The sequence below is a fragment of the Paenibacillus sepulcri genome, assembly GCF_042647105.1.
GTDB classification, from domain to species: Bacteria; Bacillota; Bacilli; order Paenibacillales; family Paenibacillaceae; genus Paenibacillus_Z; species Paenibacillus_Z sepulcri.
Genome location: NZ_JBHRUP010000001.1, coordinates 442,392 through 463,425, shown reverse-complemented (window position 1 = coordinate 463,425; position 21,034 = coordinate 442,392). Strand labels below are relative to the sequence as shown.

General features: G+C 51.6%; 18 protein-coding genes. 14 read left to right on the top strand and 4 right to left on the bottom strand.

The annotated features are described in order from the left end of the window. Positions 1 to 62: 62 nt before the first annotated feature. The 3 genes from ACFOLF_RS02065 to ACFOLF_RS02055 are packed head-to-tail and all read right to left on the bottom strand — an operon-like array spanning position 63 to position 2,178. Positions 63 to 476: a hypothetical protein gene (locus ACFOLF_RS02065; RefSeq protein WP_210040415.1), complete on the bottom strand. Its 414-nt coding sequence runs from the start codon at positions 474 to 476 to the stop codon at positions 63 to 65. Further along, positions 439 to 1,257 (bottom strand): ParA family protein, encoded by an 819-nt coding sequence (locus ACFOLF_RS02060; RefSeq protein ID WP_210040418.1) that lies wholly within the window; start codon positions 1,255 to 1,257, stop codon positions 439 to 441. The genes ACFOLF_RS02065 and ACFOLF_RS02060 overlap by 38 nt, the downstream gene beginning before the upstream one ends. A 36-nt stretch (positions 1,258 to 1,293) precedes the next feature. After that, positions 1,294 to 2,178 (bottom strand): LysR family transcriptional regulator, encoded by an 885-nt coding sequence (locus ACFOLF_RS02055; RefSeq protein ID WP_210040420.1) that lies wholly within the window; start codon positions 2,176 to 2,178, stop codon positions 1,294 to 1,296. 161 nt (positions 2,179 to 2,339) lie between these two features. Here ACFOLF_RS02055 and ACFOLF_RS02050 point away from each other — a divergent pair, with 161 nt between their 5' ends. The 8 genes from ACFOLF_RS02050 to ACFOLF_RS02015 all read left to right on the top strand — a co-directional run bounded on the left by ACFOLF_RS02050 (position 2,340) and on the right by ACFOLF_RS02015 (position 12,522). Continuing rightward, positions 2,340 to 3,536 carry an extracellular solute-binding protein gene (locus tag ACFOLF_RS02050; RefSeq protein ID WP_210040422.1) on the top strand — a complete coding sequence of 399 codons (1,197 nt, stop codon included), beginning with the start codon at positions 2,340 to 2,342 and terminating at the stop codon, positions 3,534 to 3,536. A gap of 8 nt (positions 3,537 to 3,544) precedes the next feature. Further along, a complete protein-coding gene (locus tag ACFOLF_RS02045) occupies positions 3,545 to 5,275 on the top strand; it encodes an ABC transporter permease (protein WP_210040424.1) in 1,731 nt (576 codons plus the stop codon). Further along, complete coding sequence (locus ACFOLF_RS02040) at positions 5,268 to 6,371, top strand: ABC transporter ATP-binding protein (RefSeq protein ID WP_210040426.1); 1,104 nt, start codon at positions 5,268 to 5,270, stop codon at positions 6,369 to 6,371. The genes ACFOLF_RS02045 and ACFOLF_RS02040 overlap by 8 nt, the downstream gene beginning before the upstream one ends. A 6-nt stretch (positions 6,372 to 6,377) precedes the next feature. Then, the gene (locus tag ACFOLF_RS02035) at positions 6,378 to 7,016 is read left to right on the top strand and encodes a metallophosphoesterase (RefSeq protein ID WP_210040428.1); all 639 of its coding nucleotides are present in this window, start codon (positions 6,378 to 6,380) and stop codon (positions 7,014 to 7,016) included. A gap of 164 nt (positions 7,017 to 7,180) precedes the next feature. After that, positions 7,181 to 8,119, top strand: a complete 939-nt coding sequence (gene pyrB / locus ACFOLF_RS02030) for an aspartate carbamoyltransferase (RefSeq protein ID WP_210040430.1) — start codon at positions 7,181 to 7,183, stop codon at positions 8,117 to 8,119. Between the two features lie 425 nt (positions 8,120 to 8,544). After that, entirely contained in the window at positions 8,545 to 10,011 is a 1,467-nt protein-coding gene (locus tag ACFOLF_RS02025; protein WP_379219394.1) for a stalk domain-containing protein, read from the top strand. Between the two features lie 323 nt (positions 10,012 to 10,334). Then, positions 10,335 to 11,342 (top strand): iron-hydroxamate ABC transporter substrate-binding protein, encoded by a 1,008-nt coding sequence (locus tag ACFOLF_RS02020; protein ID WP_210040432.1) that lies wholly within the window; start codon positions 10,335 to 10,337, stop codon positions 11,340 to 11,342. 145 nt (positions 11,343 to 11,487) lie between these two features. Beyond that, positions 11,488 to 12,522, top strand: coding sequence for a glycoside hydrolase family 88 protein (locus tag ACFOLF_RS02015; protein WP_210040434.1), 1,035 nt, complete (start codon positions 11,488 to 11,490; stop codon positions 12,520 to 12,522). Between the two features lie 213 nt (positions 12,523 to 12,735). Here the strand turns inward: ACFOLF_RS02015 and ACFOLF_RS02010 are convergent, their stop codons facing one another. Then, a complete protein-coding gene (locus ACFOLF_RS02010) occupies positions 12,736 to 13,671 on the bottom strand; it encodes a helix-turn-helix domain-containing protein (RefSeq protein WP_210040437.1) in 936 nt (311 codons plus the stop codon). Positions 13,672 to 13,883: 212 nt separating this feature from the next. Between ACFOLF_RS02010 and ACFOLF_RS02005 the strand changes: the two genes are divergently transcribed. The 6 genes from ACFOLF_RS02005 to rhaA all read left to right on the top strand — a co-directional run bounded on the left by ACFOLF_RS02005 (position 13,884) and on the right by rhaA (position 21,010). Next, positions 13,884 to 14,303 carry an Rrf2 family transcriptional regulator gene (locus ACFOLF_RS02005; RefSeq protein WP_210040439.1) on the top strand — a complete coding sequence of 140 codons (420 nt, stop codon included), beginning with the start codon at positions 13,884 to 13,886 and terminating at the stop codon, positions 14,301 to 14,303. 68 nt (positions 14,304 to 14,371) lie between these two features. After that, the gene (locus tag ACFOLF_RS02000) at positions 14,372 to 15,646 is read left to right on the top strand and encodes an MFS transporter (RefSeq protein WP_379113877.1); all 1,275 of its coding nucleotides are present in this window, start codon (positions 14,372 to 14,374) and stop codon (positions 15,644 to 15,646) included. Between the two features lie 302 nt (positions 15,647 to 15,948). Beyond that, positions 15,949 to 17,325 carry a Glu/Leu/Phe/Val family dehydrogenase gene (locus ACFOLF_RS01995; RefSeq protein ID WP_210040441.1) on the top strand — a complete coding sequence of 459 codons (1,377 nt, stop codon included), beginning with the start codon at positions 15,949 to 15,951 and terminating at the stop codon, positions 17,323 to 17,325. A 50-nt stretch (positions 17,326 to 17,375) separates the two neighbouring features. Further along, complete coding sequence (locus ACFOLF_RS01990; protein WP_210040443.1) at positions 17,376 to 17,726, top strand: phasin family protein; 351 nt, start codon at positions 17,376 to 17,378, stop codon at positions 17,724 to 17,726. A gap of 32 nt (positions 17,727 to 17,758) precedes the next feature. Next, positions 17,759 to 19,435 carry an ABC1 kinase family protein gene (locus ACFOLF_RS01985; protein ID WP_210040445.1) on the top strand — a complete coding sequence of 559 codons (1,677 nt, stop codon included), beginning with the start codon at positions 17,759 to 17,761 and terminating at the stop codon, positions 19,433 to 19,435. Between the two features lie 294 nt (positions 19,436 to 19,729). After that, positions 19,730 to 21,010, top strand: a complete 1,281-nt coding sequence (gene rhaA, locus ACFOLF_RS01980; RefSeq protein ID WP_210040448.1) for an L-rhamnose isomerase — start codon at positions 19,730 to 19,732, stop codon at positions 21,008 to 21,010. Positions 21,011 to 21,034: the final 24 nt, after the last annotated feature.

The window sequence follows — 21,034 nt, the reverse complement described above, 5'->3', positions numbered from 1 at the left end:
TGGCGGAATACCCGCTGGCTGCCTGTTTTGTCATAAACACATCTAAGATGGATGATGCATTGCTAGTCCGCAGAAGGGGAATGGTCTGATCCTTCAAGCCCATCCAATGCCTGCTCCAGCGCATAATTGATAAGGTTGGTTTTGAAGCCTTTGCCTTTTTCTTGCGATATCGTTTTGACCCGTTCCAGCAGATCCTTGCGGATATAAAATTCGGCTTTGGAGTGGGTTTCCTTGCGCAGCTTCTTATCCAGCTTGACCTGCGGCACCAGTTCCTCCACTTTAACAGCTGGAGTTGGCGGAGCTTCCTGACCGGGAGGGTCGGCTGGCAATTTCCGGGCTTGCTTGGCTGCAGCCGGCTTCTTTCTGGTGCGCAGCGTTTTTTCGGCTTTGTCTACCATCGATTCCGGTGCAGCGGAGGACGGCTTGTCCGCAGGCTCTTCAAAGTTTACGAGCAGTTCTTTTTTTCTTGGTGGCATATTCGAACACCTCCTTGGCCAAAGTATAATAGGCTTCCGCAGCGGGATTGGAGCGGTCAGTCCATACAAGCGGCGAGCCCTCATAGGCCGCGGCATTGGCAAAGCTGATCGACCGTGGAATCACGGTTTCAAACAGCCGGATATCCTTCTTGCTGCAGAACTCACGGGCATGGCCCACTAATTCCTGATGCAATTTGGACCGCCCATCGACCATCATCGCAATGATGCCGGTAATCCGCGGCGAAGGTTCCTCCTTGGAGCCGAATGCTTCGATAGTCTGGATTACGCGCTGGAGCCCCTTGACGGAGAAAGCTTCCGGAACAAAAGGGATCAGCACATCGGTAGCGGCTTTTAACGCATTGCCGGCTATCAAGCCGAGTGAAGGCGGGCAATCAATAAATATGTAATCATAATCCGACTTGATCTGATCAACCTCTTTCTTTAGCAGCAGAAAAGGAGAGGGGTAAGATTCCAGCTGGGATAAAATATGAAATTCCAGCATGTTGAACTTGTCGGATGCCGGAGCCAAATCAAGATTGGATTTAATGGATATTAGGATATCCTTGATTGATTTGGCGCCAGTGAATACATCATACATGGTAAGTTTGGACTTATCGGGATCGCTGCCAAAAACAACGGCTGCATTGCCCTGGGCATCGGTATCTATAATCAGCGTCTTTTTGTCCGGGAACAGGGAGGAAGCCGCTGCGGCCAAATGAGTCACAAGACTTGTTTTGCCCACACCGCCTTTGTTCATACATACCGCGAATATTTTAGCCATGCTAAAAGCAGCACCTGCCTATCAAATTGGTATTTATTACATTATATCAGAAAAGTGATCGACAAGTCTGCTGACGACAGCGGGAAGCTCCATTTCCTTGCGGATAGCAAGACAAATAAACCGGTGATTGATATAATTCGGCAGACCCTTCATCACAAGCTCTCCCCGTTCGACCTCTTTAAGCACACTTCTTTGCGGCAGAATGCCGATTCCAATCCCGCAGCGCACGCCTTCCTTGATAGGCTCAATCGCGCCAAGCTCCATGCTGACGGCAAGCTTCATCCCATTCTCGGCTGCCCATTCATCTGCAAGCCTGCGCGAGGTGGAGCCCGGTTCATGAACCAGGAAGGGAAGCCCGTGCAAATCATGAATCGTTATCTCTTCCTTGGCTGCCAAAGGATGCTGAGGGTGAAGAATCAGCTTGAGCATGTCGGCCATCAACGGCCGCAGCTCGATCTGATCGTCCTCCATTGGAGTATGAGAAACAATACCCAGATCCAGCTCGAAGTTCTTCACCAGATCCACAATGAGATCGGCTTTTTTGACGGTCAGCTGCAGCGAGACATCGGGATAGTTCTGGCTGAAGCTGGACAATAACGGCGGAAGCAGGTAAGTGGCCGGCGTGTAGCTGGAGCCGATGCGGATATGGCCTTTGCGGTGTGAGCGGTAGTCGGCCAGCGTTTGACCGGCGCGTTCGAACAGAGTCACGATGCGCTCGGCATAGGGCAGCAGCGCTTCGCCGGCATTCGTAAGACGAAATTGCCGGTGGTATTTGATGAACAGCTCCACCCCGGTGTCCTGCTCCAGCTTCTTGATGTGAAAACTGACGGTGGGCTGCTTCAGGCCCAATTGATTGGCCACCTCGGTCAGATTTTTATAGTTCACGGCGGCTACAAAGACCTTTAGCTGTTGTATGTTCATCGTGATGCCTCCTTTTGGCCTTATTATAGATGGTATCTATGTTTCTATCAATATAATAAGATAACGTTAACAAAATCAATATACGACGTTAATTTCAAGTAAACAAAACTCGACTATTCTAAGTCTAGTAAAACGAAAAAGATTTAGGGAGGATTTTAGAAATGCGTAAAATGTGGAGTAAAAAGGTGGGAACTATCCTGTTCATGCTGACGCTGGTGCTGGCAGTGGCAGGATGCGGGAGCAACAATGGGGCTGGCAACACAAACACAAACGCGAATGCGGCGGCAGGAAATGCCAACGCGTCGGGCAATGAAACTGGAACGGCTGCAGGAAACACAGCAGACAATACCGCAGGCAGCACTGCAGAGAATGCAGCTGGGAATGCGGCAGCAAATGCTCCTGCTGAGGATCCGAATGACAAGTCCGACGATGAGCCGCTGACTGTTTATCTGAATGACTTTGATGAAATTATCGGACCGGAATTTGAAAAAGCGACGGGTTACAAAGTGAATCTTGTAGTCGGCAATGGCGCAGAAACGATGTCCCGTATCGAAGCGGAAAAAGGAAATCCGCATTGGGATGTTGTATGGATGGATGCTCTGCCTTCGATTCATTCACTGGGAGAGCAAGGCCAGCTGCTGGAAGGCTGGCAGCCGGAGAACCTCAAGAACCTGACTGATTTTACAAAACCGATCGTACCTACCAACAATGCCTATTTCCCGACCGGCGTACATGCTGCGGGCGTCATTATTTACAATACGAAATTGATTACGGCCGATAAAGCGCCAAAAAGCTGGGCGGATCTCGCCAAGCCGGAATATAAAGGACTCGTCGGCATGGCCGATCCGGCCGTAGCTGCTCCTGCCTATCCTTTCGTATCCTGGTTCTTCGAGAACAAGGGAATGGATGAAGGGAAAACGTTCTTCAAGGGAATGTTGGACAACGGTATGCATGTCTATCCGAAAAACCCGAATGTCGCTACTGCCGTAGCCGGCGGAGAGATTCAGGTGGCGGCCATCCAGGAAAGCAATGCTTATACGCTCAAGAAGGATGGAGAGCCGATCGAAATCGTTTGGCCTGAAGAAGGCGCTCCGGCATCCGTTCGTGTCGCAGCTATTCAGAAGGAGAGCACGCATATGAAGGCTGCCAAAGCATTCATTGAATTCCTGCTGGATCCCAAAACGCAGCAGTACCTGATCGATCAGGGAGCAGAAAGCTACTTTGAGCCTTCCGCTGTCGGCGTTAATGCCAAGGATGACCGCGCCAAGGATACGAAGCTTGTCTACGCGCAAGCGCCATGGGCAGCTGAACATGAAGCCGAAATCAAGCAATGGTTCGCTGACCAATCGGTTAAGTAGGCTGCTGCATGATAAAAGCAAATAATCGGAACATAGGGCAGGGGCGGCTGAGGCCGTCCCTGTCTCCCAACTTTCTGGGCTGGCTCGTATCTGCAATATTGGCTTTGCTTATTCTCTATCCGCTGGCAGCCGTAATGATCCAGGTTGTTTTTCCCGGCGTTTTCTTCGGTGACTGGAATCCCGGCAATCTCTCCTTGCTGCTTGATGTATTCAGCCGGCCGCTGTGGCGGCAGTCCATGCTGAATTCCCTGCTGCTGGCAGGCGGCACGACCGTATTTGCGACTTTACTTGGCGGGGGCCTTGCCATGCTGCGTTCAAGCTGGTCATTCCCTACGGCAAGATGGCTTGATCTGTCCGTCTGGGTGTTATTGATTACCCCTTCTTTTATACTTGCCCAAGGTTGGGTTCTGTTCGCTTCCTCCAATGGCTTTGCACATAAAATATTTGGCTGGGACTGGGTGACCTCGCTCGTATTCCAACCCGCCGGGCTTGTCGCCATTATGGTGCTGAGTAAATTTCCCTTTGCCTACCTGAGTGTATACACGGCCATGGAATGGAAGGTAGATCAGCTGGGAGGCGCAGCCAAGCTGTGCGGAGCCAGTCCCTTTACCGTGTGGCGGACCATCTGGGTGCCGCTTCTGCTGCCGGCATTTCTGGCCGGGGCCGCGCTTGTGTTTATGGATACGATCGGCGATTTCGGGCTGCCATCTGCCCTTGCGGCGGTGTACCGGTTTCCGACGCTGCCTTACTCTATTTATTCGGCCATTTATACGTCGCCGATCCGGTTTGATATGGCGGGCGTATTGTCTTTTTATCTGGTTCTGTTCATTGCGATCGCTATGTTCGTGCAGTTCTATGCGCTGCGCAAAGCCAGATTTGATTTTCTCTCTTCCCGCGCAACAGCAGCTGTACCCAAGAAAATGGGGCGCAAAGGTCTGCTGCTCACAGCAGGGAATGTCCTGTTTCTCATCCTTGTAATAGGAATCCCTATGGGAACCAATGTGGCTGTGTCCTTTATGAATAATATTTCCAGAGGCTTTGTCTGGAGCAATTGGACGCTCCATTATTACCGGGAGCTGTTCGTCAACAAGCAGGCCTTGTTCCAGGGCTTGTATCATTCTCTGATGATTGCCGGCTCAACCGCGGTTATCAGTCTTATTATTGGATTCCTGGTCGCTTATGTGCTGATTTATTCACGTTTTCGCTGGAAGCGACTGATCGATATTTTTTCATTGGTTACGTTGGCAGTTCCGGGTGTCGTGCTGGGCATCGGATATATTTTCGTCTGGAATCAAGCATGGCTGGAGAACATCGGACTGCTGTTATACGGAACACCCTGGATTCTGGTATTAGCCAGCGTTGCCGGCGCTATTCCTATCATTACGCGTATCATTATCGGCTCTTTAACGAAAATTCCGATCCAGCTGATACATGCCGCCGAGCTTCAGGGCGTTGGCTTCATCAGGCGCAGCCATGAAATTCTGCTGCCGCTTATCCGCGGGGCGCTGTTATCCGCAGGGCTTGCCGCCTTCGGCTCCAGCGTATTCGACCTTGCGGTGTCGACCATCCTGTACCCGCCTAACTTCATGACGCTGCCGGTGGCGATCAACAAAGGCTTTGAAGATTTAAAATTCGGCTATGCCACTGCGGCAACGATGCTTGGCGGCGGATTTGTCATTCTGATTATTTTGCTGCTTGAGCTGGCGTTCCGCAGAAAGGAGAGACAACTGCATGACTGATGTTCTGGAAGTAAACTCCGTGGTGAAAAAGCATGGCTCATTTACAGCGCTGAAGGGCGTTTCCTTCAAGCTGGAGGAAGGGCAAATTATCAGTATACTGGGGCCTTCCGGCTGCGGAAAATCCACACTCCTGCAGCTGGTTGCCGGACTGGACGCCCCGAATGACGGAGAAATCCGGCTGCGCGGCCAGATTGTCGCGGCTCCGGGCCGTTTTGTCGCACCGGAGAAGCGCGGCATCAATATGGTATTTCAGGATTATGCCTTATGGCCGCATATGACGGTCTACGATAATATCGCCTATGGACTGAGGCGCAAACGGATGAGCGCACAGGAACAGCGCAAGGAAATAGCGGATTTGCTGGATCTGCTCCAGCTGCAAGGGCTGGAAGGACGATTTCCTCCACAGCTGTCGGGAGGCCAGCAGCAGCGCGTGGCTATTGCCCGGGCGCTCGCAACCCGCCCTTCGCTGCTCCTGATGGATGAGCCTTTATCCAATCTTGACATGCGGCTGCGCATTGATATGCGCACGGAGATGTCTTATTTGTTCCGCCAGCTGGGTATTTCCGTACTTCATGTGACACATGATCCCAGCGAGGCTTTTTCACTGGCGGATCGTTTGATGATTATGCGGAGCGGCCAGGTGGATCAGCTTGATGAGCCGGAGGCATGCTACCGCAAGCCGGCTTCGCGCTGGGCAGCCTCGCTGTTGGGCGCGACCAATGTGCTGCAGGGGATGATCACCTATGTCGATAGTGAACCCCGTGTGCGGATAGGCAGCGTGACTTTTCAATATGCATTCGCCAATGAAACGGCACCGCTTCATGAAAGTGCCGGGGTGGAAGTCATGATCCGTCCGGAAGATATTACATTGACCGACGGGCTTCAGACATCCGGGTCGGCAAGCTCCAACCGGCTGACTCTTTCGGTTATTCACTGCGCTTTTGAGGGAAATCAGTGGCGGCTTCTGGTCAAAACGGAAGACGGGCAGCGTTTATCCGTGCTCCACAGCAGTCGTGTTTCGATTGGAGCGGAGCTTCATGTTGAAATACCGGTCGCATTGACGTTTGTTTATGCCCTGGATACGAAGGAGAGTTAAAATACCTTGTCTCGTTTATTGGTTATTTCGGATATTCACGGACATACGGAAGGCTTGAAGCTGCTGCTTGAAGCAGCGGATTATGATTCTCGTTCCGATCGTCTTTATCTGCTTGGCGATTATGTTGATGACGACATCGCTTCCTTCCATACGCTGGATTATGTTCAGGCATTGACAAGAGAAGGAGCTGTTGCGCTTGCGGGTAACAAGGAGTTTCAAGGCCTGAAGAAGGCGGAGGTGGCCCGCCGCAAGGATTGGTGCGAGTATATCCTGTCGCTTCCGCTGCATGCCGGGCATGATTCCTATCTGTTCGTGCATGCCGGGATCAGGCCTGGGGTTTCATTGGAGCAGCAGACGATCCTGGATTTGACGGAAATCAGGGAGCCTTTTCACCGGTATCCCCATTTGGACCGCCGGACGGTGGTGTTCGGCCATACGCCAACACATCGGCTCGGGGCGGAGCGGGGAGAACTGTGGCAGGCGAACCGGAAGCTTGGGATTGATACCGGAGCGAAGCACGGCTGCCGCCTGACGCTTGTCGATCTGACGAATTCGCTCACCTTCTCCTGTTCAACCGCAGCGGATCAAAAATACGGAAATTATCGCAAAAAAAGGATAGCCGCACTGTCAAGCAAACCTGAATAAAGAAGGTTACCTCCCGGCCCGGAATTGCGTTATAATTCTAAAGGTCGGGAGTTTTTGGCATGCCTGCCGATCAAGACAGATCCGCTTTACATATTGGTTAGTGGCGACCGCAACTATTAAGGGCGCGAAGCTTGAATTCGCTGCCGGAAAAGGAACGAATCCCTATGAATCCTTCATTTCACGTTATTGGTTCAAAGCAATTTGAGAAGGCGGCGCTGGAAGAATTATTCCGCTCCGCTGCCCAGATGGAACAGATTGTAGCGGCAGGCGGGACGAGCCGTTTTGCTGGAAAAATTATGTGCTCGCTGTTTTTTGAAGCCAGCACAAGGACCCGGCTTTCCTTCGAATCGGCGATGTACCGTTTGGGAGGCAGCGTCATTGGTACGGAGAACGCCGCGCAGTTCTCGTCGGCAATCAAGGGAGAAACGCTGGAGGATACGGTGCGGGTCGTCTCGGGTTATTGCGATGTCATTGTGCTCCGGCATACGGACGTTGGAGCGGCGCATCGTGCAGCGGCAGTCTCGGAGAAAGTGCCGGTAGTCAATGCGGGGGATGGCTCGGGAGAGCATCCGACGCAGGCGCTGCTGGACCTGTATACTATTCAGAAGGAGCTCGGGAGAATTGACGGCCTGCATATCGCCATGATCGGCGATTTGACCTATGGGCGAACAGTGCATTCGCTCAGTTATTTATTGTCGAACTACAAGGACATCAAGATTACCTTTATCGCCCCTGATAATGCCAAAATTCCGGAATCGGTCAAGCGGTATCTGGACGAAAAGGGGGTTGTTTATGAGGAAACCGGCGATCTGATGAAGGTGGCGGGATCGGCCGATGTGTTCTACCAGACACGCGTTCAGAAGGAACGCTTCCCGTCCATAGAGCAGTATCAGCTGGCCGCAGGCAAGTATATCATTGACCGTCATTTGCTGGAGCTTATGCGAAGTGATTCCCTCATTTTGCATCCGCTTCCCCGCGCGGGAGAAATCGAAGCAGAGGTCGATGCCGACCCCCGGGCAGGTTATTTCCGGCAAGCCCAGAACGGCCTGTTTATCCGTATGGCCATCATTGAGAAATGTCTGGAGACAAGAACGGTTCTATAGGATAAAGAACACGATCAAGTGTGTGCAATTTCAAACATTTGCGGATCGAACACACGCAGTGCTGATGCCGACGGCAAAGCTTGCGTGTTTTTTGTTCTTTTCTCCTTGCAGGCAGGCAGGTTGGATTCGCCTGGTCGAAGAATGTCGAATAAGTATTCGAAAGCTAATATAATTTGCAAGTTATAACGATATACAGGTCTTTATATACATCTTTCGACAAAAATAGTATGTTGTAATAGACTGGCAATTCTAAGTAAAAAGAAATTTTTTATGCTGGTTTTCAACCTAACAGAAGGGGGCTACGGATTCCGGTCCGGCGTGATTGTATACAATCTTTCTGGCGTGTTCGCATTGATGGTCATGCTGTATAGACTCGCGCTGTGGAATGATCACTTGCAATTTAATTTACCCAAGGAGGCAGCAACGTGTATAAGAAAAAATGGATGAAGATTGCAACTGTTTTTATGCTTGGCATGACTTTGTTTTCAGTCCCTGTAATACAGGCGGCAGGCATTACGATGAAGATTAACGGGAATACCGTTCAGAATGAAGTTGATCCCATAAAGGTAAACGGAACGATACTTGTGCCTATGCGGCTGGTAGGAGATACAGTTGGAGCATCGATGAATTGGGACAATGCCACCGAGACTTTGACAGCGGTGAAGGGTGATACTGCAGGTACCCTTGTTTTGGGGAAATCGGTTGCAACCGTTAAAAACGGCAACAATGTAAAGCAAGTCACGCTTGACCAACCCGGACAGCTAATTGATAACAGGGTAATGGTTCCGGTACGCTTTCTGGCAACACTATTCGGCGCAAAGGTTGAGTGGAATCAAGACACCGAGACGCTTCAGATTACAACAGAAAGCAATGAAGTCACACCGACTTTGCCTGTTCAAAAGGGTGATAAAGGTGATAAAGGTGACAAAGGCGAAAAAGGAGACAAGGGAGACAAGGGAGACACTGGGGCAAATGGAGCGACTGGCTCTTCAGGATCGCAAGGTCCGTCTGGCCCTACCGGTCCAGCAGGCCCGGCGGGAGCTAAAGGCGCAGATGGCGCTGCTGGCCCGGCAGGTCCGGCGGGAGCCAAGGGTACAGATGGCGCTGTAGGCCCAGCAGGCCCGGCGGGAGCTAAAGGCGCAGATGGCGCTGCTGGCCCGGCAGGTCCGGCGGGAGCCAAGGGTACAGATGGCGCTGTAGGCCCAGCAGGCCCGGCGGGAGCTAAAGGCGCAGATGGCGCTGCTGGCCCGGCAGGTCCGGCGGGAGCCAAGGGTACAGATGGCGCTGTAGGCCCGGCAGGTCCGGCGGGAGCTAAAGGCGCAGATGGCGCTGCAGGTCCAGCAGGCCCTGCCGGTGCTCCAGGAGCTAAGGGTGATGATGGAGACAGAGGTCCAGCAGGTAATGCAGGTGTAAATGGCACTCCAGGTCCGGCAGGACCAATTGGTGCAACAGGTGCAAAGGGTGATCCAGGGCCAGCAGGCGGGTTATCCCAGTACGGATACATTTACAACGTATCTGCTCAAGTGGTTGCAATAAATGCTAATGTTAGTTTTGATTCAAATGGTGTACTTACATCTGGGATTGTGCATGCACCCGGAACCTCTCAGCTCATCGTTACCGATGCGGGAACGTATGAGGTTGCTTTTTCCGTGTCGGGTGTAGAACCCAATCAATTCGCAATCTTTATAAATGGCGCTCTCGCTGCAGGGACTGTCTATGGTTCCGGTGCGGGCACTCAGCAAAACAATGGGCAAGCAATAATCACTCTTGCGGCGGGAGATGCTCTTTCCCTGCAGAATTATAGTTCCGCTGCCGCGGTTACTCTTCAGACTTTAGCCGGTGGGACACAACAAAACGTAAATGCTTCCGTTATCATAAAAAAATTAAGTTAAACTGATTCTTGTTGTCATTCATAAGTGTTTGAAGGCTCTGCCGATTTCTGACCGGCAGGGCTTTTTGTCCATTTACTTCAATATGGAGAAAATACGCGGCTTAGCTGAAACCGAGTTATTACGGGATAATACCTCGTCCCGGGAACTGCAGCCCGAAGAGGTGTCATACAGCAATAATCCACGAATGCCACAAATATTCGTCAGATTTTGGATAGACGATTCCCAGGATGTTTGTTATCATTATCAATGATAATGATAATCATTAACAATTAAGAAAGGGGATAAGTATGCTTCACGTTTCACGTAGAACAGGAATATTAGGTATGCTCATCGTATTCGCAATTATCGTAAGCGCCTGCGGGGGGAATTCGGAACCAGCACCTGCAAATGGACAGCAAAACGCCGCGGGTACGAATGCCAGCGGGTCTGATTCAGCGTCAGCCGGTGGGGAGAAGGAAGAAGAAGCGCAGGGTGGATCTGACACCCGAATCGTCAAAACAGTTAAGGGAGATATTGAAATTCCCGCCAATCCGCAGCGGATCGTTGCCGGTTATTACCATGGGACGCTGCTGTCTCTGGGGATTCATCCGATTGGCGGAAGCAAGGAGTGGTGGATGGGCAGTCCGTTCCTGACCAGCGAGGAGCAGACTATTGAGGATATCGGGTCACCCGCATCTCTGGAAAAGGTGCTTGCGCTTGAACCGGATCTGATTGTGATCAATGATACGCTGATTGACAGCTATGACGCCTTGTCCAAAATCGCGCCAACGCTGCTTATTCCATACGATTCCATCAAAAATATCCGCCAGGAAATTACCATATTCGGCGATCTGCTGAACAAGCAAGAGGAAGCCTCGAAGTGGCATGCTGATTACGAGGATAAGGCAAAGCAGGCCAAAGAGAAGCTGAAAGGGATCGTGAAGCCGGGAATGACCGCGTCGCTTCTCGAAACGGACGGCAAAACCATTGCCATGCTCGGAGATAATTACGGCCGCGGGGGAGAGGTTATTTATCATGTATTCGGCTTCAAGGCTCCCCCGCTTGTGCAAAAAGATGTGATCGACAGCGGCGAGCAATATAAGACTGTCTCGCTTGAAGTACTCCCCGAGTATTTGAATGCGGATTATATTTTCTTGAGCTCTTACCCTGACGGAACGGATGAAGCATTGAACACATTAATGGAAAGCTCCGTGTGGAAAAGCTTGAAGGCTGTCAAAGAGGGACATGTGATCAGCCTCGATTATAAAACCTATTTTTATTTTGATCCTGTCTCGACATTCGGACAGATTGATACGTTGACGGACCTGCTGCTTAGGAATCAAGCGCAGTAACTCCCGTGATTGCCGGAATCGGTCCCCTGTGGACGTTTGCCCATATTTTCAGGACGATCGCCCAAGTGTTTGCGTGCCGGAACGTGCTATAGTGGCGTTGCCGGCTATAGAGTCCGGCAGGAAACCTTTGAGGAGGCGCTTGACGATGCGGCAGTATGGAGACCTGATTTGGAAACAGATGAAGAAGGATCACTCCGGTGAATGGGGAATGGATATTCAGCAATGGGATTGGGTGCCCGGAGTGGGCGTCATTGCTTTGATGGAATATTACGAAGCTGTACAGGATCCCGAAATATTGGCTTATCTGGTTAATTGGGTGGCGAATAACAAGGACAAGGCGGAAGGAACAAGAGCGATAAACAGCATCGCCCCCTACGCGGTATTTCCGGTTTTGCATCGTCTGACAGGCGACGACTGGTATGCGGAGGAAGCGGAAAGGGTGGCCCGGTGGCTGATCTGCGAAGCTCCCCGCACCCGGGAACAAGCCTTCGAGCATACGGTCACCGAGAATGCCAGCTTCTCGGAGCAGGTATGGGCGGATACGATTTTTATGGCTGTCCTTTTTCTGGCGCGCACCGCCTCCATGCTTGACAATAAGCGTTATGCGGAAGAAGCGCTGAATCAGGTTCTGATTCACCTGAGGCTGCTTCAGGATACGCAGACCCAGGTGCTGTTCCATGGCTGGAATTGCGATACCGGCAGCCATATGTCCGCAGCCCGATGGACGAGAGCGAACGCATGGGTAACGCTGGGGGTTCCCATGATCCTGGTGGAGATTGCTCCTCACATTGAGGTTCCCGATGAGGTCATCGAAAGATACGGCAGGCTGATCAAGGGTCTGGCGGGTTATCAGCAGGCGGATGGTTTATGGAGCACGGTGATGGATGAGCCTGATTATTATCGTGAGATTTCCGGAAGCGCAGGGATTGGCGCGGGCATCTCGAAAGCGCTTGAAACAGGTATGATCGAACCCGATGAACAGTGGAATGCAGTCGTAGAGCGGGTCTTACAGGCGGTGATTCCTTATATCTCGGAGGAAGGGGAAGTCGGGGGCGTTTCCGGCGGAACGCCTGTATTGGCCAGCATCGCGGCTTATAACGAGGTTCCCATTTATCCGGCTCTCTATGGACAAGGCCTGGTTCTCCTGCTGCTCGTTCAAGCCATACGCGGGAAGGGATGAGTGAGACGGTCAGAAAAAGCACCTGGCTGGGCGCTCATCCCGAAGATCGCGTGCTCCCGTGAAATCCGTGCGGAAAGTTAGCCGAAAAACCAAAAATTCAGGCGAACAACAGCTGCATCGACAATTGACAGGCAGCTGACTCATTTATAAACGCTTGTGATATATCGAAAGACGACGTTTCCACATGCGCGGCATGATATTTTCACCATACATTCAGGTGATCCGGGTTGTACCGGATTGCCTTTTTACGCTTCCGGCGGCTTCGCTGCGGTATTTTTTTGGCGATAGCCCGGTTCCTCTTTTGAATACATGAAAGAAATGCGACATATCCCCGAAGCCTGTAAGCAGGGCTATCTCTGAAACCGGTATTGCGGATTCCACCAGCAGCCGCTTGGCCTGATTCAGACGGTAATCCGTCAGAAACTGCTTGATGGTATTTCCGGTAGCTTCCTTGAAAATGTAAAATAACCGCGATCTGGAAACCGGATACAGCCGCAGCAGATCCTCCACCTGGAGCTTTTCCTGATAATGCGCTGTTAAATAGGATAACACCCCGCCTACAATCCGCTCATCCTCCGATTCTGCCGGGTTCATGCCGGCTGGCCCGGTTTTTTGCAGCTCAATGATGAGCATCAGCAGCTCGGCAATGGATTTGAGCACAGCCAATTCGCCATAGGGGGTCTTGTTCTGTAGCTGCAGCTCCAGCTCCGAGAGAAGGTTGGCAAGTTTCGATTGCTGCGGCGTGGAAAGAAAATAATGGGCAGATTGGTATTCGTCATCTATGAACAGGGAAGAAATAGGCAGAGCAGAGCCGAAGCAGGCTGCTTTGATTGCATCCATATAAGCTTCGTCTATCGAAACAACGAACCGGTGCAGCGGCTCAGTCTTTCCGGTGAAGGGCCTGTGAACGACGTGAGGTCGGATAATGGTCAATGTGCCGGCTTTCAGCGGATATAGCCGGTCTCCGACGATGTAGGAGCCGGAGCCATCCAGACAAAAATAAAATTCGAAGCCATTGTGGGCATGGAGCATCCGTTGGCTAAGCGGAGCTGTCCGGAGCTGGCAGTTCACGGGATATTCGGTAAGGAAGCGGTTCGTATATTCATCCAGTGCAAAGCTTGGGGAAAACTCAGGTTCTGCATGGCCCATAAGCGGACCTCCTTCAACAATCATCTCGTTGCCGCTCTTCATGTTACTATCAGGGAGCAATCATGAACTATTATCGTACCATAAACAGATCAAATCCTGAACCGGAAAAGCTCCAGTGATACAATCTGTGTGCCACCGAAAAAAAATCTTGACGGAAGTAACTGTAACAAATATTATTATAGTTATTCAACCAATGGGAGATGAGGCAGCATATGAACAGCGATTTCACAATAGCCGTGCACAGTCTATCCTATTTGGCTCATTTGCCTTTACATATAGCGCCAAGCGACCGCATTGCCAGAAGCGTATCCGTCCATCCCGTAAGGGTGCGCAAGGTACTCAGCATGCTGTGCAAGAAGGGATATATCAAATCCAAAGAGGGTGCCGGCGGCGGGTTCGAGCTCAACTGCAGGCCGGAAGAGGTCACGCTGGATGAACTGTATTTGCTTACCTCGGAAGGATCGTTGAAGCCCAAATTCCCGAATCCCAATACGCAATGCCATATTGGGGCTAATATTGAAAGTGCCATGGATGGTATTTTTATTTCATTGGAGGATCAGGTGGGCAGCTATCTGCACAACTATACCATTGCCGATATTCTTAAGCGCGTGGAGCTGCAATCCAGGCTTTAATTTTTTTTGTTCTTTACTGTAATATTTAATATTACAGTAAGGAAGTTATTTCCATTCAGGGGGAACAAATGATGACAGAGGCTGCAAAAGCATCAAAGCTTTATTATGGATGGATTGTCGTGCTGATTGCCTTCTTGGCTTTGCTCGTCTCCGCGGGAATCAATTCGATTCCAAGTGTCCTAATGCTCTCGTTCGAAAAGGAATTCGGCTGGGACCGGGCATCCGTATCCGGAGCTTTATCCATTAAGATCCTGCTTTATGGCCTTATGGGGCCGTTCTCAGCCGCGCTGATGGCGCGTTTTGGAATTCGCCGGATGATGGTCATCGCCATGATTCTGCTGGCAGGCAGTCTCTCGCTGACACCCCTGATGACGGCGCTCTGGCAGTTTTTCCTGCTGTGGGGTGTAATGGTCGGGCTGGGCACGGGCATGATGGCCAATGTCCTTGGCGTAACTGTGGCAAACCGCTGGTTCGTCAAGCATAAAGGATTAGTGGTGGGGCTGCTTACGGCCAGCGCGGCTACCGGCCAGCTGCTGTTCCTCCCGCTGCTGGCGCAAATTACGACGGCGATTGGCTGGAGAGCCTCCATCTTTACGACTGTAGCGGTTCTTGTGCTGCTCATCCCCGTGGTTGCCATATGGATGAGAAATCACCCGTATGATGTCGGAGCGGCCCCGCTTGGCGAAGAAGTAGTCACGAAGCCGGCTCCATTCAGAGGAAATTTATTTCTTGCGCCGCTGCAGACTCTTGCTTCCTCTTCCCGGAGCGGAACCTTCTGGCTGCTCGCCGGGACCTTCTTCTTCTGCGGGTTTTCCACCAACGGGCTGATCGGCACCCATCTGATTCCGGCCTGCGGCGATTTTGATATTCCCATTGTCATAGCGGCAGGGCTGCTGGCGTTGATGGGAGTGTTCGATCTTGTAGGCACGACGCTCTCCGGCTGGCTGTCCGACCGGTTCGACAGCAGATGGCTGCTGTTCTGGTATTACGGACTGCGCGGTCTTTCCCTGATCTTCCTGCCCACCGCTCTCAGTATGGGCTACACCCAGCTGCTGATCTTCGCGGTATTCTACGGATTGGACTGGATTGCCACTGTTCCGCCGACGGTCAAGATCACCTCCGATGTATTCGGAAAAGAAAAGGCGGGAATGGTATTTGGCTGGATCGTCGTTGCTCATCAGGTAGGGGCTTCCACTGCCGCTTATGGGGCAGGGGTGCTGCGCGACTGGCTCGGCAGCTATACCGTTCCGTTCGTGATGGCCGGCTTTGTCTGCTTGTTTGCGGCCGTGATGGCCGTGCGGATTCGAAAATCCGTCAGGATGGCTCACGCTGTAGGAGCCTAATGGCGTTTATATAGATAACCGGTGATTAGCTGGCGGAGCCTGCGGAAGCCGCCTGATGAAGTGTTAGAGTATGAAACGCGGCTTCCATCTGAGCAGCCATGCTTGTCCCCGGGCTTTACGGATAAGGCGGCCTCTTCCCGGTCTGAGACCAGGAAGAGGCCGCCTTATTGTTGTTTCGCCGCAGTCTGCTGCCAAGGATACGGCTGTCTCAAGTAAAAATTTGGTCAAAGGCCCGCGGTTGGTTATACTGTAATTGGAGGAGGCAACGTACGACAATCCAAAATATGAGGTGATCCATACATATGACAAGCAAGACAAGCGCAGTCATTGAGCGTTCCTTACAAAATCTGCTGGAAGACGCCGCTTATTTGCCGGTTTTACAGGACGAAATCAGAGCGAAAGCCTTCAAATCTCTGGCCTCCATATTATCTACTCCCAATCGCATGCACAAATCCTTTCTGCGCGTTCCGCTGGACAATGGCGAGGTGACGAGGATTCCCGCTTTTCGGACTCAGCATAACGATACGCTGGGCCCCTATAAAGGGGGCATCCGTTTCCACGAATCGGTGAACGAGGATGAAGTTATTAATTTGGCTGCGTTAATGACGCTTAAAAACGCGCTCCATGAGGTTCCTTTTGGCGGCGGAAAAGGCGGGGTTGCGATTAATCCGCGAAACTATTCCGCACGCGAGCTGTACCTCATCTGCAAAAAATATGTCCAGTATTTCAGCGATATTTTGGGACCCGACAAGGATATTCCAGCGCCTGACGTTGGCACGGGCGAACGCGAAATGGACTGGATGATGGCTGAATATAAAAGCATTAATCCCGGAAAGCCCTATCGCGGCAGCTTCACGGGCAAAAGCGTCATTAACGGAGGCTCCCTGGGAAGAAGGGAAGCGACCGGCAAGGGCGTTTATTTCACCTTCCGCTATTTGCTCCATGATTTTCTTCAGGGACAGCATGGGTTTGCAGGCAGCAGCAACTCCTTCGCCCAGACCGTTATGGCTCATGCCGGCCGACCGCTGAAGCTGGCCGTTCAAGGGTTCGGCAATGTCGGTTCCATCGTGGCCCTGGAAGCCTACCAGTGCACGAAGCTGCAGAATAAAATTGTGGCGGTCAGCGACCGCAACAGCACTTTATACAATGCCGAAGGCCTGGACATTCCTGCTCTCATCGGCTATGCACAGACGCATCATGGCGATCTGCCGAATACGCCGGAAGGGCTTGCCGAAGCGAATGTCAAAGCGGAAATCCGGGGCAGAGAGGATATTCTCTATCTGGATGTCGAGGTTCTGGTACTCGCGGCGCTGGAGGATCAGATACGCGCCGATAATGTGGAGCGCATCAAAGCCAGCTTCATTGTAGAAGGAGCGAATGCTCCGGTTACGGGTGATGCAGATCAGATATTGCTGGATAAAGGCTGTATCGTCATACCGGATATTCTGGCGAATGCGGGCGGCGTCATCGTCTCGTATTTTGAGTGGCTGCAGGGCCGCGAGACGCAATTTTACAGTGAAGCGCAGGTATTTGAGCTGCTTCATGACAAGATGAAATCGACCATGAACGCGATTTACCCCGGTTACTTCGGGAACAGCCGCTCGCTGCGTCAAATCTGCTATACCCACGCGGTCATGAAGCTGTCGACCAATCTGTATATTCAGGGGAAGCTGTACTAAAGCCAGGATTCATGCTAGTAAATATAAATGATGAACGGGAGGCTGTTAAGATGAATGAATTGATCAAAAAAGCATTGGCGCTCGGCGTAGGCATTACGATTACAAGCAAGGAAAAGGTCGAGAAGGCGGTCGAAGAGCTGGTGAAAAAAGGGGAGATCGCCCCTGGCGACTCCAAGGAGCTGCTGAACCGCCTGATACAAAAGGGCGAGGACGAGCAAAATGAGCTCAAACGGATCGTGCGGGAGCAGCTGAAGCTGCTGCTGGTTGAATTGAATGTCGCCACCAAGGATGATATTCTGCGCCTGGAATCCCAGATCAAGGATCTGAAGGTTGAGAAAGCAGATGTGAGCGAAGTTCAGACAGAGGAACAGTCCGGGAAGCAGCAAGAGGATCAGGCGTAGGCGTCAAGGCCAACTGAAAGGAAACCAGCCCTATGTTCGGTAAACGAGTGCGTCACATAAACCGGTATCGGGATATCGCAATAGCTTTGATTCGCAACGGTTTTGGTTTTATCGTGGAGGAAATTGATGTTTTCCATATGCTTTCCCTTCCCGCAAGGATCATGAAGCAATCCGAGAAAACGCCCAAATTATCGCTATGGGAGCGGATCGGGAATGTCATTCAGGATTTGGGTCCGACCTTCATCAAGCTTGGACAGATCGGAAGCACGCGTTCGGATGTGCTGCCGGAAGAGATGATCAAGCAGCTGGAAAAGCTTCAGGATCAGGTTGAAGCTTTTCCTTTTTCCGATGTACAGGCCATCATCGAAGCGGAATCCGGTATGCGTATGGAGGAGATTTTTGCTGATTTTCATCAAGTGCCTACGGCTGCCGCCTCCATTGGCCAGGTTCACGAAGGCAGGCTGACCAGCGGAGAACGGGTAGCGGTCAAGATTCAGCGCCCAGGCATCGCCGAGACGGTCAAAACCGACCTGGAGATACTCCGCAATCTGGCTGCCATTATGGAGAACCGGTTCGATTGGGCCAAAAAATATCAAATTCAAAAAATGATTGAAGAATTCGGCAAATCGCTGATTGATGAGCTGGATTACAAGATCGAAGGAAAGAACACGGAGCTCATAGCCGCTCAGTTCGAGAAGGACGTCAATATTTATATTCCCGAAGTGTACTGGTCGTATTCTTCAGGCAAGGTGCTGGTGATGGAGTTTGTCGAGGGCATTAAGGTCAGCGACAACGAGCAGCTGATGAGCAAGAATTATAATAATAAAATTATCGCCGAACGCCTCATACAAGCGGTGCTGCATCAAATTTTTATTGAAGGATTCTTCCATGCGGATCCGCATCCCGGCAATCTGCTGGTGCTGCCCGGCGAGGTTGTCGCTTTTATCGATTTTGGGATGGTCGGACGGCTTACGCCGGAGATGAAGCTTCATTTTTCCAACTTGATTATTGGGCTAATGCGCAAGAAGACCGACGCCATTATAAAGTCCCTTTTCGATATGGGGGTAATTACCGAGCATGTCGATAAGGATGAGCTTCGAAAAGATGTCAATCAAATGCGCGATAAATATTATGGAGTCGCTCTCAGCGAGGTCAGTCTCGGCGAATCGGTGCAGGACCTGTTCGATCTGGCCTACCGCCATCAAATCCGCATCCCCGCCGATTTGATTCTTCTTGGCAAGACACTGCTGACGATGGAAGGCGTTGTCGAGAAGCTGGACCCGGAGATCAGCATCATTCAGATGGCGGAGCCCATTGGCAAACGACTGCTTAAGGAGCGCTTCAACCCGAAAAATATCGGAGAACGGCTGTGGAAGGACGTATCCGATTACCGCGAGATTCTGGTCGATTTTCCGAAACAGATCAAAGGGCTGCTGAACGTCGTGAATAACGGCAATTTGAAGCTGGAGATCAGCGTCTCGGGCATTGACGGCATCCTGAAGAAGCTGGACCGGATCAGCAACCGGCTGTCAATCAGCCTTGTGCTGCTGTCCTTCAGCATCATCATGCTGGGTCTGATCATCGGTTCTTCCATCAGTCACCAAAACAGCATGCTGTGGAACATCCCTGCGATCGAGATCGGTTTTGTCATAGCGGGTTTTCTGTTTATGTGGCTGCTCTATTCGATCTTCAGATCAGGACGGTTCTGATGACCTCTTCCAAGAACGCTGGAGTACCCGGCAGGGATAGCCGTTAAGGTTCATTTTCTGACTGAAATTGTCCCGATTGACGTGGAATTGAGCAGATGATTATGGCATACTGTTACGTGAGATGATCAAGGGAAGGCTTATCTTAAAATATAACAAAGTATAAAATTCCATCATACTTTGCTTATATTTCTGAGAGAAGAAACTTTGACATAGCTACAGAATGGATGGCTTCAGCCGTTTCTTCCTGTACGGGACAGTATGCTGTAACACCATATCGCTTAAGGAGGTTCGACCATGTCAATTGAATCAAGTTACGAAGATGCCCGAAAACTGTATGCTAAACATGGAATCGATGTGGACGAGGTTCTGCGCAAGCTTGCCCAGATCAAGATTTCCGTCCACTGCTGGCAGGGCGACGATGTCCGGGGCTTCCTGTTTCAGGATCAGGAATTGACCGGAGGAATTTCCGTAACGGGTAATTACCCGGGGGCTGCGCGCACGCCTCAGGAATTACGTTCGGACCTTGAGAAAGCGTTCTCATTAATTCCTGGCAAGCATAAAGTCAATTTGCACGCAATCTACGCCGATACGAACGAACAAGTGGATCTGGACCAGCTGGAGCCCCGCCATTTTCAATCCTGGGTCGATTGGGCGAAGGCACAGGGACTTGGACTGGATTTCAATCCGACCTGCTTCTCCCATGAGAAATCCGCGGACGGGTTTACTTTAAGTCATCCGGATGCGGACATCCGGAGGTTCTGGATCGATCATTGCAAAGCCTCGCGCAAAATCGGCGCTTATTTTGGCGAGCAGCTGGGTCAGACCTGTGTGACCAATGTTTGGGTCCCGGACGGATACAAGGATATTCCCGCCGACCGGCTCGCGCCGCGCCGCCGCCTTATGGAAGCGCTCGATGAAGTGTTTGCGGAGGAGCTTGATCCGAAGCATAACCTTGATGCGGTGGAGAGCAAGCTGTTCGGTCTCGGTGCGGAAGCTTATACGGTAGGCTCCCATGAATTTTATATGGGCTATGGCATCAAGAATGATAAGCTGATCTGTCTGGACGCAGGACATTTTCATCCGACAGAAGTGATTTCCAACAAGCTTTCCTCACTATCGCTGTTCACCAGCGGCATTCTGCTGCATGTCAGCCGTCCGGTCCGTTGGGACAGCGACCATGTCGTTGTGCTTGACGACGAGCTGCTGGACATCGGCCGGGAGCTTGTGCGCAATGAGCTGCTGGATACCACACATATCGGACTGGATTTCTTCGATGCCAGCATCAACCGTGTGGCGGCATGGGTGATCGGGACGCGCAATACAATTAAAGCCTTGCTACGGGCCATGCTGGAGCCGGCTGAAGCGCTGAAGCAGGCGGAGCTCGAAGGGGATTATACGACACGTCTGGCATTGGCTGAAGAGTTCAAATCCTATCCATTTGGAGCGGTATGGGATTACTACTGCGGGCAAAGCGGGGTTCCGGTTCGCGAGGAATGGCTGGCCGAGGTCAAATCGTATGAAAAATCCGTACTGCCGGGCCGCGGGGATTCGGCGCACGTCGTACATCAATCATAGCAGGAAGAGGCTGCCTGCTTATCC